The following is a 13455-nucleotide window of genomic DNA, read 5'->3' on the forward strand; positions in this document are numbered from 1 at the left end:
TACAGCAAGGTTCACGCGTTAACCGGACTCAGCGGAAAGTGATGAGTTCCGGTGTCTTCAACAGTTGCAGGTGTGCATGACTGTTAAAGGAAGCCAAGGCCACCTCGCGACCGCGGAACTTCAGCTGGTTGAGCGAGGTGTTGACGATTTGCCAGTTCAATTCAAAGGCCTGTCGGGCAGGCATTTGCGTAATCAGGTGGAGCAGGGCGGTGATGGTGCCGCCGGAGGTGAACACGGCGATTTTATGATGCGACTCCGCCTGTTCGAGGATCCGCTGCAGCCCGGCCTTGACCCGCTCGACGAACCCCAGCCAGCTTTCCAGCCCCGGCGTGTCGTAGGTGCCGGCCAGCCAGCGTTCGATGATCAGGGCGAAGATGCGCTGGAACTCGCCACGGTTTTGTGCGGCGTTGCGCAGGATGTCGAGGGCTTCCGGTTCGTCCGGCAGCATCGCCGGGAGCAGGGCGCGGATGACCGCGTCGGCATCGAATTCATTGAACGCCGAATCGGTTTCCAGCGTCGGTACCGGCAGGCCGTTGGCAGCGAACTGTTCCAGCGCACTGGTGGCGGTGTGTTGCTGGCGACGCAGGTCACCAGCCAGGCAGCGATCGAAGCGGACCCCCAGTTCAGCGAGGTGCTGACCGAGGATTTCTGCCTGGCGCACACCGATGGGCGACAGGACGTCATAGTCGTCTGCACCAAAGGAGGCCTGGCCATGTCGAATCAAGTAGATGCTGCCCACGTCCGCGTCATCCCGGTACGTTGAAGGTTGTGGCGAGGTTATGAGGATGACGGGTAGCTGTCAATGAAAAAACATACGCTTGTTTGAAATGCCCGTTGCAGGCCTGTTGCCAAAGGTTTCCCGGCTGGTCGCCGGGCCGACGCATGGGTATGCTGGAGCCATCCCGCGTGTGTTTTTGCATCCACGCATTGTTTTAAGGAGTCTCTGTGGAGTTTTTCACCGAATACGCCAGTTTCCTGGCCAAGACCGTCACTCTGGTGATCGCCATTCTGGTGGTTCTCGCCAGTTTTGCCGCGTTGCGCAGCAAGGGCCGGCGCAAGTCGGCGGGGCAGTTGCAGGTCAGCAAGCTCAATGATTTCTACAAGGGCCTGCGCGAGCGCCTTGAGCAGACTTTGCTCGATAAGGATCAGCTCAAGGCTCTGCGCAAGGGCGAGGCCAAATCCGAGAAAAGCGCGAAAAAGCAGAAGAACCAACCCGAGGCCAAACCTCGCGTATTCGTCCTGGATTTCGACGGCGACATCAAGGCCTCGGCCACCGAAAGCCTGCGCCATGAAATCACCGCATTGCTGACTCTGGCCACGCCAAAAGATGAAGTTGTCCTGCGTCTGGAAAGCGGTGGCGGCATGGTCCACAGCTACGGTCTGGCGTCCTCGCAACTGGCGCGTATCCGTGAAGCCGGCGTGCCGTTGACCGTGTGCATCGACAAGGTCGCGGCCAGCGGCGGCTACATGATGGCGTGCATCGGGGAGAAGATCATCAGCGCGCCGTTTGCGATTCTTGGCTCGATCGGCGTGGTTGCACAGTTGCCCAACGTCAACCGTTTGCTGAAGAAGCACGACATCGACTTCGAGGTCCTTACCGCCGGCGAGTACAAGCGTACCCTCACCGTGTTTGGCGAAAACACCGAGAAGGGCCGCGAAAAGTTTCAGGAAGACCTCGACATCACCCATCAACTGTTCAAGAACTTCGTCGCGCGCTACCGCCCGCAACTGGCGATTGACGATGTGGCCACCGGTGAAGTCTGGCTTGGTGTCGCGGCGCTGGACAAACAACTGGTGGATGAACTCAAGACCAGTGATGAATACCTCGCCGACCGGGCGAAAAAAGCCGAGGTCTACCACTTGCACTACGCCGAGCGCAAAAGCCTGCAGGAGCGTATCGGCATGGCCGCCAGCGGTTCGGTCGATCGCGTACTGCTGAACTGGTGGAGTCGCCTGACGCAGCAGCGTTTCTGGTAAGGCCTTCAGGCATAAAAAACGCCGGTCAAATGACCGGCGTTTTTTTTGTCCGCTTCAAACCTGGCAGGTTCAGCGACGACGGAACAGCGGCAGCGGTTCGTCGGTGGCGGCCTGATAGGTTACCGAGAAGTCCTTGAGACCTTCCAACGCTTCGTACGGGTCTTTGTCCGCACGCACGGCAAAGGCGTCGAAACCACAGCGGCGCATGTAGAACAGCTGATCGCGCAGCACGTCACCAATCGCCCGCAGTTCGCCTTTGAAACCGTAACGGTCACGCAGCAGACGGGCGTTGGAGTAGTTGCGCCCGTCAGTGAACGCCGGGAAGTTCAGGGCAATCACCTGAAATTCAGCCACGTCGTCACCGATTTCCTCGGCTTCTTCGTCGGCGTCCAGCCACACCCCCAGACCACCGTCGCGGGCCTTGAGCATGCGGCTGTGTTCGCGCCACAGCTGCAGAGGCACGATCAGATCGTCGCAGTTGCTGATTTCGTCGATGTTGAAATCCTTGGGCAACAGGTGCCAGGTTTCGTCGACGACCTCGTTGTTCTTAATGATTCGCTGCATAGACGCGTTCCTTGAAGAGGTCGATGCCAATACGCTGATAGGTGTCGATGAAGCGCTCGTCTTCGGTACGTTGTTCGACGTACACGTCGATCAGCTTCGAGATCACGTCTGGCATGGCTTCCTGAGCGAAAGACGGGCCGAGGATCTTGCCCAGGCTCGCATCACGGCTGGCGCTGCCGCCGAGGGAGACCTGGTAGAACTCCTCACCTTTCTTGTCCACGCCGAGAATGCCGATGTGGCCGACGTGGTGGTGACCGCAGGCGTTCATGCAGCCGGAGATGTTCAGGTCCAGCTCACCGATGTCGAACAGGTAGTCCAGGTCGTCGAAACGGCGCTGGATCGATTCGGCAATCGGGATCGACTTGGCGTTGGCCAGCGAGCAGAAGTCACCGCCCGGGCAGCAGATGATATCGGTCAGCAAGCCGATGTTCGGCGTGGCAAAACCGCTTTCACGCAGTTCGCCCCACAGGGTGAACAACTGGCTTTGCTCGACGTCGGCGAGAATGATGTTCTGCTCGTGGGAGGTGCGCAGTTGACCGAAGCTGTAGCGCTCGGCCAGATCGGCGACGGCATCGAGCTGTTTGTCGGTGATGTCGCCCGGAGCAACACCGGTCGGCTTCAGCGACAGAGTCACGGCAACATAACCCGGCTTCTTGTGTGCCAGGGTGTTGCGGGCGCGCCAGCGGGCAAAACCCGGGTGTTCTTTGTCCAGCTCGGCCAGTTGCGCGGTCTGGTTGTCCAGCGCCTTGTAGTCCGGGTCGACGAAGTGCTTGGCGACGCGATGCAGTTCGGCTTCGGTCAGGGTGGTCTGGCCGCCGCGCAGGTGTTGCATTTCCGCATCGACTTTCTGCGCGAAGACTTCAGGGGTCAGCGCCTTGACGAGGATCTTGATCCGCGCCTTGTATTTGTTGTCGCGACGACCGTAGCGGTTGTAGACCCGCAGGATGGCGTCGAGGTAACTCAACAGGTCCTGCCACGGCAGAAACTCGTTGATGAACGCGCCAACCACCGGGGTACGGCCGAGGCCGCCACCGACCAGCACGCGGAAGCCGAGTTCGCCAGCGGCGTTGTGCACCGGCTCGAGGCCGATGTCGTGAACTTCGATGGCGGCACGGTCAGCGGTCGAACCGTTGACGGCGATCTTGAATTTGCGCGGCAGGTAAGCGAATTCCGGGTGGAACGTGGTCCACTGGCGGACGATCTCGCACCACGGGCGCGGGTCGATCAGCTCATCGGCAGCGACACCGGCGAACTGGTCGGTGGTGACGTTGCGCAGGCAGTTGCCGCTGGTCTGGATCGCGTGCATCTGCACGGTGGCCAGTTCGGCAAGGATGTCCGGGATGTCTTCCACCGCCGGCCAGTTGAACTGCACGTTCTGCCGCGTACTGATGTGGGCGTAGCCCTTGTCGTAGTCACGGGCAATTTTGGCCATCATGCGCACCTGACGCGAGGTCAGTTGGCCGTAAGGCACCGCCACCCGCAACATCGGTGCAAAACGCTGGATGTACAGGCCATTTTGCAGGCGCAGGGGGCGGAATTCTTCTTCGCTCAGCTCACCTGCCAGATAGCGTCGGGTCTGATCACGGAACTGCTTGACGCGGTCCTCGATGATCCGCTGATCGTACTCGTCGTATACGTACATATAAGTCCTGTTCTCAGGCTTTGGGCTACTCGGAAAACGCTGCGTTTTCGCTTGCTGGAGTCCGATGGTGCCTCGGCAATTACGCGCGCACGGCCGCGCACTCCCTAACGGAGCCGGGGCAATATACCCGTTTGCAGTTATGCGCAAAAGTGATGTTTGAGTATATGTAAAGAACCAAATCGCCTAACGAGAACGGGTGTCAACTAACCCACATTTGTCGTGCGGGCAATCCTCGTCTTAACTGTGGTCGAGTCTTTCTGCAATCACCGATAAAACCGACAAGAGGCGATGCAATGAGCAATCCGACCAAGGCAAGGAAAAGCGACAGCAGCGTTGATGCGTGGGCCATTCTGTTCCTGATCATTCTGGTGGTGGGAACGGCGGTATTCTGGGTCAGTCATCAATAAACGACCCATCCGGGCCCGTTTTCGACGATTGTCGGACAAAAGGCGGGATTACGTGCCAATAGCCGGTTGATCGGTGGCTATAATGCGCGGCCATTTTTCCCTGGGCCCGGATGTTCATGTTGAAAATTTTCCACCTCAGCCTGCTGCTGTTAGGGGCGCTGTTCGCGACCGCTGCCAGAGCGGAATCGGTGCTGTTCCTTAATCCGGGCTCGACACAGGAAGCCTTCTGGCTCAGCTATTCGCAATTCATGCAGGCGGCCGCCCGGGATCTGGGTATCGAGCTGCAGATTCTCTATGCCCAGCGTCAACCCGAATTGACCATCGCCCAGGCCCGGCTGGCGCTGCAAGGGCCGAATCGCCCCGACTACCTGATGTTCGTCAACGAGCAATACGTTGCCCCGCAGATTCTGCGTCTGGCGGAAAACAGCGGGGTGAAGCTGTTCATGGTTAACGCCGCGCTGACGCCCAACCAGCAAGCGCTGGTGGGGGAGCGACCCGATCGAATCGGTAGCCTGGTGCCGAACGACGAGGAGGGCGGTTACCTGATGATGAAGGAGTTGATTCGCCTGCATCCGCCGGTCGCGGCCAATGAAGAGATTGAGCTGCTGGCGTTCTCCGGTCTGAAAATCACGCCGTCGGCGCAACTGCGCGAACACGGCATGCAGCGCGCACTGGCCGAACACCCGCAAGTGCGCTTGCGGCAGATGGTCTACAGCGGCTGGATGCAGCAGCGGGCCTACGAACAGGCCCGGCAATTGTTCAGTCGTTATCCGAAGGTGTCGCTGGTGTGGTCGGCGAACGATGAAATGGCCTTCGGTGCAATGCGCGCGTTTGCCGAAACCGGGAAGACGCCGGGCAAAGACGCGCTGTTCAGCGCCGTCAACACATCACCCGCAGCCTTGCAGGCCGTGATCGACGGGCGCCTGAGCGCGCTGGTCGGTGGGCATTTCACGCTGGGCGGGTGGGCACTGGTCGAGTTGCATGATTATCAGCAGGGCGTCGATCTGAATCAGTACGGTGGGCGTGACCGGCAAATCCCTCTGTTGCAGCTGATCGACAAGCACCACGCCCGGCAAATGCTGGCGATGGGCAACACGCCGAACTATGGCGTGAGCTTCCGCAAACTCTCGGCCAAGGGCCGACCGTCTTCCTATCGTTACCCGTTCACTCTGCAAACCCTGATGCACTGAAGCCGCTCAGAGACCGGCGAAGTGCAGCACCAGTTTGACGATGGCGAACAGGGTCAGCGCGAACACGGCCGTGAACAGAATGCCCAGGATCACGAAATGACTGGGTTTGCCATGGGTGAAATCCCTGGCCCGGTTTTTCCCGCTCTGCACCCCGAACGCCGCGGCCATGACGCTGTGCAGCATCTGCCAGAAGGTCGGTGGTTTGTTGTCGATTGGATCGTCCATATATCCCTCGTCGCGCACATTGACCTGTAGAGCATAGACAACCTGACGCGGTCCGGCAGTTTACACAGTCGGTTACCAATTTCTGTGCAAGCGATACCTATGTACCGCAAGTGCTCGCCACTGAGATGGTCTTCTTTTCACTCCATTAAAAGGAGTGAACATGATCAGTAATTCTTCGCCTCCAGGCTTGAGCGGGCCTGCGCCGTCTGTTCCGGTGAAACCGCTCGCCACCCGCAGCCTGCACGCCGACTTTCTTGAAAAATCGATACCGCGCTGGCTGATCGACGCCTCGACGCAACGCCGTCGGGCGCTGAAGGGCAGCCACACCGTCCTGCCATCGTGGTATCGGAACGCTTCGCCCGCCCGGCGTAAGGCGCTGGACGACAGCTCAACGGCCAGTCTTATCGCGCAAAACCGCCTGGATAAAACCCTGTCCTCGTTTCAGGACATCGAGGCCTTCGCCCGGCCGCTGCTGCTCAAGGCGCTGCGCGAGCAGTATCAAGTGCAGGTGGATGTCGACAACACCCTGTTGTGCCTGCGGCGTCCACTGCAGGTGGGTATTTTGGCTATTGAGCTGTCGTCGTTCGAGGTTCTGAAACTCTCGATGCTGGACGCCGCCCTGCATAACTTCGAGGCCGACGAATGCCGACCCGGGGCCTACCATGAAACCTCCGGTTTCGTTGTGGTGGGCACTTCGCCGGACACCTTCCATGCGGTGACCGTCAACGTGTCGGTCAGCCAGTTTCTGAGCCTGTGCCGTCACCTCGACATCGGCAAGCAATACCAGACGTACTTGCGCGGCTTCTTCCATCCGACGGATGCGGTGGCGGCAACGGCGTTCCGTCAGCAGTTCATCGCCAGCCAGAAAGCCGCGATGCGCGCGGCTGCCGAGCTGGCCCTCTTGAAAGAGGATATCGAGCCGGCGCACTACGCCATGATTGTGTCGGTCATCAACGATGAGCTGAATCCGTCGGTCGGCCATAAACCGGTCTGGTTCCGCGATCTGGCGGTCATGGACAAAAGGCTGACCGGATGTGTGGTGTTTTCGATCTGTGAAAAGTACCGCTACAGCAATGAGTGGGTTTTTTATATCCCCCATGACCCGGAGCATCCCTTCAAATGCTATCGCGGCGATCAGGCCACGGCGGAGTTCAAGCGCTTGCTCACAGCGAGGCACGCTGGCAACGCCACGAGCGCCGAACCGACTGATTACCAGCGGTTCCTCAGTCAGTTCCTGCCTTACGAGGCGCGTGGGTATTATTTCAGTCAGTTCACCCGCAAGGCCGCCGACTCTCCGAGCGATTACTGGCGTTCACCCTGGCGCACGATTCTTGATCTGGGCGCCGGTGCAGCATTCACCCGGATCAGGGAGCTACCGCCGCCGCCGGCGGCGAAACTGGAACCGGAACCTGACCCCTACATTGCGCCGTCGATCTGGACACAGCGGCGCAGAGGCCTTTGGGAGGAAAACCAGAGCCTCTGGGAATACCTCTACACCGAAAGTAGCGCCAAGGTGCTGGCCGATGCTCGCAGCCACGCCGTGCCCAGTGCTGATGTCGATGTCAAGGCGCGCGATGCCAAACTGGCGCATCTGCTGCAAATCGGCATGCTCGGTCTGAACATGGTGTCGATGTTCGTGCCGGTGCTGGGGGAGGTCATGATGGTGGTGATGGCCGGTCAGTTGCTGTACGAAACCCTTGAGGGCGCAGTGGAGTGGGGCGAGGGCGACCGCAGGGCGGCCAAGGATCATTTGCTCGATGTAGCTGAAAACCTGGCGCAGATTGCGGTGATGGCCGGGGTGGGTGTCGGTGTGCGCAGGTTCTCGGCAGCCAGGCCTGAACCGGTGATCGAGCAACTGCATCCGGTAACCTTGCCCAATGGCGAAACCCGCCTCTGGAAGCCGGACCTCAGCGCTTATGAGTCCAGTGTCGTGCTGGACACCAACGCTATGCCGAACGAAGCGGGGCAGTATGAGGTCGGTACGCAGACCTTCATTCGTCAGGGCGGCCGCGTGTTTGAACAGTTTTTCGATGAATCACTGGGCAAATGGCGAATCCGCCACCCGAGCGATACCACGGCCTATCAGCCGATTCTTGGCAGCAATGGCCGCGGCGCCTGGCGGCATACGCTGGAGCGCCCCCTGGAATGGGACCGTCTGACGCTGTTACGGCGCCTGGGCCACGAAACCGACGGGTTCTCCGATGCCGAGCTGATCAGGATTGCCGACGTCAGCGGCGTCAGTGACAACGCGTTGCGCAAGATGCACGTCGATCACGCGGTGCCGCCGCCGGCGTTGACCGACGCTCTGCGTCTGTTCAGGGCCGATGCGGGCGTCGACGAGGTCATCGAGCAACTGCGCGGAACCAGGCCGATCAACGAGAAATATCTCTACGCCTTGCCATTGATGACTGACCTGCCCACTTGGCCGTCGGGACGGGTGCTGGAGGTGTTCGAAGGGCCGCAGTTGAGCGGCGCGTCGGTCAAATACGGTGAGCGCTGGCGGGTGCCCGGTGTCGACGCCAGGCTGGCGATTCGCTTGACGCGTTCGCAGGTCCTGGGCGGAGAACTGAACCGCCGGATTGTGGCCAGCCTCGATCAGGCTGAGCTGGGTCAGCTGTTGCGCGGACGCGGCCCGCTGGCGCCCGACGCCCGGGCGCCAGCGCTCGGTGAATTGCTGGCGGAATACGCCAGCGGCCGCCAGTCGGCGATTTTCGACAGTCTTTATGCCGGCACGCCATCCCGGGACCGGCAGGTCACACTGCTGCAGCGAACCTGTCCCGGTCTCAGCGAGTCTGCCGCTCAGGAAGTGCTCCATCATGCCGCGGCGGATGATCTCGAGCGGCTCGCGCAGACCCGTCGTGTGCCGTTGCGCATGCTGGAGGAGGCGCGCTGGTATGCGCGACAGGGGCGGCAGACCCGGGCCTATGCGGGGCTGCGCAGCGACAATCAGGCATCGGCCGACAGTCGACGCCTGGCCTTGCAGATGTTGCAGCGGATGCCGGGCTGGCCCGACAACGTGCGCCTGGAAGTTCGCGATGGCAGTACGACCGGTGCATTGCTCGACAGCATCGGTGACGTGCCAGCCCTGCACAGGAAATTCCTGATCAAAAACGGCCCGCAGTTTCAGGCGTTCGATGAGCGGGGCGAGGCGCTCAACAGCCTGTCCAGGGAGGGTGACAATTTCTACGCGTCGATCCTGCACGCGCTGCCCGATGACGCTCGCCGTAGCCTGGGCATCCCCCATGTCGGTCAAGGCGCTGACTTGCAAAGCCGTATCATCGAGCAGGCCGGGCGCAATCGTGCAGATGTCCTGCAGGCCCTGGAGCCACAGGCGAAGTTGTTCAAGCCCCCCGTGCGGGTCAATGAGACCCTGGTCGGGTATTACGCCAGTGGTCGCGGCCAGGCATTCAACCCGCCACTCACAGCGAAGGTGCGCGATGTCTATCCGGGGCTGAGCGATGCGCAGGCCAACGAATTTATACGTCAGCAATCGCAGGCAGGTCTGTCCGAAGGGCAAATCTACAGCGAGTTGTTGCGCCGTGAGCAAGAATGGGCCGCGCAGAAGGCCACGCTTGAAGCGTGGATCGGGACGCCGGAGGTGGTGCCGCGCGATCCCTTTGGTCGACCGATGCCGGAAACCGCGCAACAACGCCGCAAGAATACCGCACAAGCATTTGAAGCAAGCTGGCGTGCGGCACCGTTGGCCGCGCAAGAGCCGCGTGCTGCGCGCCTGGAGATCGACAGCGAAGACCTGTTGCCGACACTCACGGCGGATTTCAGCCACGTCCGTGAATTGTCGGTAAGCGGAAGCGGCCTGACCGATGCCAATGCCGATGGCTTTCTCGCACGATTCCAGGGCCTGGAAAAGCTCAGGATAGGCTCGCGTAGCGAGCTGTTCAGGTTCATACGTATACGTATTCAGGAATTGACCAACCTGCCACGTTCAGTCAGCAGGATGACCACGCTCAAAAGCCTGAGTTACGCGTCCCACATGAGCCTTCCTGCCGATTTTGCCCCGCGACTGGCACCACTCACGGCCCTTGAGGCGCTGGAAATAAAGATTTACGGCACAGACTCGGTGTTCCCGGAGCGCTGTCTGGCATCGTTGGTGAATCTGAAAACCCTGACCCTCCACGCACCTCACATGACGCAGTGGCCGGTCGAAACACTCGATCTGCCCGCACTGGAACGATTTGATCTGAGCAACACGGCGATCAGCTCGATCCCTGAGGCGTTTTACACCGGGCATGAGAAGCAATGGGCGGGGTTGTCGCTGAATTGGCGAAAGGTCGCTTACGAGGACTTCACGCGTGCCAGCGAGTACGTCAAAAGCCACGAGGCGGCACTGGGCCACTTGATGGACGTGGAGCAGATGGTGCGCAGTTACGTCCAGGGCGAACTGGAATTTCTGATGGGCATACGCGGCTACCTCGATCCGCTCCCTGAGCGACTGCTCAACCTCGACCTTGAGGCCATTCAGGCGCTGAGTGTCGAGTACGCCGAGATATTCCGGCCGTTTCATGAGCCCATCCAGTCCTCGGGATTGCGCACGGCCAGACTGCTGCCGCTTTGGAACGAAGTGCCGAATTCCAGTTTGCTCAAAGCGCTGCAGAGTACCTGGCGCAATGGCGTGAGCCAGCGGTACGGTGTGCCCGTCAAGCAGGCACTGTTCGAGCTGCCGCCGGCGGACGCTTATCTGATCCTGCACGGTAGTCCCCGGTTCAAAACGCTGCCCGTGTTGCCCGCCGGAGCGTTTGCCCATGTGAAGACAGTGCGCTTGCGTGAACTGGATGTACCTGCCGAGCATATTCGCGGTTTCGTTCAGGCATTCAGTGAAGCGCAAAGTCTAGAAATCGCTGACACCGAACTGACCGAAGTGCCGATCTCCTCCGCAGACTTGCCGCAATTGACCCGGTTGAATCTGGCCGGCAACAGCCTCTCTGTGACGCCGGTGGTACAGCAACAGTTGAACGCTCTGACGAACATCGAAGACCTCGACCTCAGCCATAACCCATTGGGCCAGCTCGACCTGGGTGCCTTGACCCGGCTCAAGACCGTGAATCTGCGGGCCACTCGGCTCAAGGCGTGGCCAAGGGACGCAGAGAACATGGCCGGGTTGACCTGGATCGACCTGCGTGACAATGCGCTTGCACGCCTGCCGGAGCAGGTGCTTGCGCACCCGGACACGCTGATCAAAGTCAATCTGACGGGTAATCCGTTCACGGCGGATAGCGCGTCTGACCTGACGACGGCGCTGCATCGGATTGAAACGGCGCAAGGTTTGCCTGCAGGTACGCTGCAACGCTTTGCGCAGGAATCGGTGCCCGAGGTGTTTCCGCCGTCGGAAACCGGCTGGAGCGTGAAGCAAGGCCTGTTGCCGCTGCCCCGGCACACGTCCGCGCCTGCAGATACCGTCGGGTTCGCTGCGCGTTTGCAGGCGCTCGATCCACTGTTGAGTCCGCAACGGGCGCTGCAGCACATTGCGCACCTGCGCAATGCCGGCCTCAGTGATCTGCAGATCGAAGGCCGGCTCAATGACTGGAAGCAGACGGGTGAAACACTGGCTGTCCAGTTGAACGGCTGGCTCTATATCCGCGAGTTCCAAACGTCGAGAAGGTTTGTGTCGGCGCAAAGTCGCAGCCTGGCGGCGAAACAGATTTACCGCTGCTGGCTGGACGGGCTGATCGCGCCAACCCAAGAGAATGGGCAAGTGCTGGATCTCATGAAGGCGCAAACAGGCGATTTACCGGATTTGCCCGTGCAGTTTCCCGCGGTAACACGCCTTTTGCTCACCGGTGTACGGATCACTGAGCAAGGCTCGAACGGGTTTTTGAGGGCATTTCCCGCCGTCGACACACTGGTGCTCGATGGTAATGACCTGGAGGCGATACCGGATGCCGTGCGAGGCATGTCGCGGCTCGAACGGCTGGAGCTCAATAGCAACCGTTTCACGGACCCGCGAACGTTGTATGAAGCGTTGCGAGGGGAGCGGTTGCGCTGGCTGGATGTGAGCAACAATCAGCTGGATACTTTCGATGTCAGTGCGTTCGGTCGCCTCGAAACCCTGAACCTGGCGTACAACGGCCTTCATGCCTGGCCCGTCGGCGCCCTTGAGTCAGAGTATCTGCACACTTTGGATGTGCGGGGCAATCGCCTGCAAATGATTCCGGCCGGTCTGTTCGACGGTGGTCATGAGATGCTGGCGCGCGGCACCCGCCTGGAAGAAAACAGTCAGTTGTCGCGCGACAGTCTGGAGCGCCTGCGCGATTACAGCATTGCCCACGGCGATGGCGATGTCATGGGAATTTCCCGCAATGAACTGGATCTGCGCATCGCCGCGGCTAACCGTCATCCGGACAGCTCCTCAGAGTCTGGCTCGAACTCGGATTCGGAATGGGATTCCGACAGCGAAGAAGACCTTGAGCAGGTCGACCCACAGGCCAATGTGGAGGAACTGGAGTCCATCGACAACCCGGCCACTTATGTCGCGCAGGATGCCCTTGAACCCTGGCTGGCCGATACGACTGGCACCTTGCGTGACGAGCATGCGGCACTGTGGCGGCAACTGGCCGAGGCAGACGGCTACGGACCGTTCTTTCATCTGCTCTGGACGCTGCGCGACACCAGCGATTTCAAGCTGTCGCATGCCCATCTGAGTTTTCGCGTGTGGGAGGTGATCCGGGCCGCCGCGGAAAACAGCGAGTTGCGCGAAAAGCTGTTTGTCGATGCGCAGACCCATGCGACGTGTGCCGATGGCCGTAGCCTGTCTTTCAGCGAGATGGAAACCCGGGTGTTCATATACAACGCCCTGCGCGATGTGCCCCGGTGGTCTTCGGATCGGCGCGGCCGGGCCTTGCTGGACCTGTCGCGGCAAATGTTTCGGCTGGAGCAGGTCGATCGCCTGGCCGAGCGCGCCGCTCTCGGTGAAGATCGAGCGGAAATTCGCCTGCAATACCGGATCGGCATGACCGCTGGCTGGCCGGATGGGCTGGAATTGCCCGGACAACCGCAACGGATGTTGTATGGCACACCCATTCATGGACAGGCACTGCTCGATGCACGTCGCACCGTGCTGGAGACCGAAGCGTCCGACGAGTTTCTGCGGAATCTGGTCTTGCGCGATTACTGGGTCCGCTACCTGGTAGAACGCAACCCTGAAACCTTCGCCACCCTTGAGCAAAATGCCACGCGACGACAGACTGAGGTCGAGGACTCGTATCCGGACTGGCAAAGCGATGCGCTGTCCAAAGAGCAGTACCAGACGGCGATGAACCTGCTGGAGATCGAACTGACCACTGCGCGCAACGAGAAACTGATCGAGTTGTCGCGTGGGGAAATCACGAGGCTGACAACCCTTGACGGGCCACCGCAGCAGGCGCGACCGGCTTCACCGCAGCCGGGCCCTTCATGGCGCCCGTGAACTGAGTGACCGGCAGGGCATGGGCGGCAA

At 60.5% G+C, this 13455-nt stretch carries 7 protein-coding genes; 3 read left to right on the forward strand and 4 right to left on the reverse strand.

The features are described 5' to 3' along the window. Positions 1-28 precede the first annotated feature (28 nt). Positions 29-739 carry a histidine phosphatase family protein gene (locus HV782_RS13340; protein ID WP_186745812.1) on the reverse strand — a complete coding sequence of 237 codons (711 nt, stop codon included), beginning with the start codon at positions 737-739 and terminating at the stop codon, positions 29-31. A 206-nt stretch (positions 740-945) separates the two neighbouring features. Here HV782_RS13340 and sohB point away from each other — a divergent pair, with 206 nt between their 5' ends. Next, the gene (gene sohB, locus HV782_RS13345; protein ID WP_123468188.1) at positions 946-1977 is read left to right on the forward strand and encodes a protease SohB; all 1032 of its coding nucleotides are present in this window, start codon (positions 946-948) and stop codon (positions 1975-1977) included. Between the two features lie 69 nt (positions 1978-2046). Here the strand turns inward: sohB and HV782_RS13350 are convergent, their stop codons facing one another. Further along, positions 2047-2541, reverse strand: coding sequence for a DUF934 domain-containing protein (locus HV782_RS13350; protein WP_123468192.1), 495 nt, complete (start codon positions 2539-2541; stop codon positions 2047-2049). Continuing rightward, positions 2525-4183, reverse strand: coding sequence for a nitrite/sulfite reductase (locus HV782_RS13355; RefSeq protein WP_123468194.1), 1659 nt, complete (start codon positions 4181-4183; stop codon positions 2525-2527). Before HV782_RS13355 ends, HV782_RS13350 begins: the two co-directional genes overlap by 17 nt. A gap of 523 nt (positions 4184-4706) precedes the next feature. Here HV782_RS13355 and HV782_RS13360 point away from each other — a divergent pair. Beyond that, positions 4707-5780, forward strand: coding sequence for an ABC transporter substrate-binding protein (locus tag HV782_RS13360; RefSeq protein ID WP_186745810.1), 1074 nt, complete (start codon positions 4707-4709; stop codon positions 5778-5780). Positions 5781-5786: 6 nt separating this feature from the next. On the opposite strand, the gene HV782_RS13365 is transcribed toward HV782_RS13360, so the two are convergent. Next, positions 5787-6005, reverse strand: a complete 219-nt coding sequence (locus tag HV782_RS13365) for a DUF2970 domain-containing protein (protein WP_123468196.1) — start codon at positions 6003-6005, stop codon at positions 5787-5789. Positions 6006-6165: 160 nt separating this feature from the next. On the opposite strand from HV782_RS13365, the gene HV782_RS13370 reads away from it, so the two are divergent. Further along, positions 6166-13425: an NEL-type E3 ubiquitin ligase domain-containing protein gene (locus HV782_RS13370; protein ID WP_186745808.1), complete on the forward strand. Its 7260-nt coding sequence runs from the start codon at positions 6166-6168 to the stop codon at positions 13423-13425. Positions 13426-13455: the final 30 nt, after the last annotated feature.

Origin of the sequence: Pseudomonas monsensis (assembly GCF_014268495.2) — a bacterium.
GTDB classification, from domain to species: domain Bacteria; phylum Pseudomonadota; class Gammaproteobacteria; order Pseudomonadales; family Pseudomonadaceae; genus Aquipseudomonas; species Aquipseudomonas monsensis.

Bases quoted from the DNA above. Each gene is read 5' to 3' on its own strand.
- HV782_RS13355 (WP_123468194.1), bottom strand. From the start codon at position 4,183: ATGTACGTATACGACGAGTACGATCAGCGGATCATCGAGGACCGCGTC.
- HV782_RS13360 (WP_186745810.1), top strand. From the start codon at position 4,707: ATGTTGAAAATTTTCCACCTCAGCCTGCTGCTGTTAGGGGCGCTGTTC.
- HV782_RS13365 (WP_123468196.1), bottom strand. From the start codon at position 6,005: ATGGACGATCCAATCGACAACAAACCACCGACCTTCTGGCAGATGCTG.
- HV782_RS13350 (WP_123468192.1), bottom strand. From the start codon at position 2,541: ATGCAGCGAATCATTAAGAACAACGAGGTCGTCGACGAAACCTGGCAC.
- HV782_RS13370 (WP_186745808.1), top strand. From the start codon at position 6,166: ATGATCAGTAATTCTTCGCCTCCAGGCTTGAGCGGGCCTGCGCCGTCT.